We start from the raw sequence: 695 nt of genomic DNA on the forward strand, positions 1-695 counted from the left end.
TGAGCGACATATTAGTTTGAATCAGGCTGTCGGTGAAATTGGTTTGGAACAAGTGTTGAGTGGTAAGGCGCTGGATCGGGTCAGGCGCTTTAGCGATTGGTTACGAAAAACAACGGAACGTTGTTATCAGGAAGATCCGATACCTGTGATCAAGCAGTTGTTTACCGATATTGAGTATGATCAATGGCTGTACCAAAACTCTAATACGCCAAAAGCGGCTGAGAAACGTATGGAGAATATCTGGTACTTGGTTGATTCGTTAAAAAATATGATCGACGCCGATAAAGGCACAGCGGATGAAATTGGTATAGAAGAAGCGGTTTCCAAATTGATCCTTCGAGATATGCTGGAGCAACAAGAAGAAGAGGATGATAGCGATAAGGTGCACATGCTTACGCTTCATGCCTCGAAAGGTCTTGAATTTCCACATGTTTTTATCATGGGGCTTGAAGAAGAATTATTGCCGCATAGAAACAGCATTGAAGAAGATAACATCGAAGAAGAGCGCCGCCTGATGTATGTGGGCATCACAAGAGCCCAGCGGACTTTAGCATTGACTTATGCTGCAGCACGAAAACAATATGGCGAGAAAATAGAAACCATTCCTAGTCGCTTTTTAGATGAAATTCCCGAAGATGACTTGCATTGGGAAGGTGGCGAGCAAAAAGATAAAGAGCTTGTGCAGAAAAAGGGCA

The 695-nt window shown here is 43.3% G+C and carries 1 protein-coding gene; it reads left to right on the forward strand.

Annotated elements, in window-relative coordinates:
- On the forward strand, window positions 1-695 hold a 695-nt coding region (locus A3756_RS23480; RefSeq protein ID WP_197481497.1), incomplete at both ends, for a 3'-5' exonuclease.

This window comes from Oleiphilus sp. HI0086, assembly GCF_001635225.1.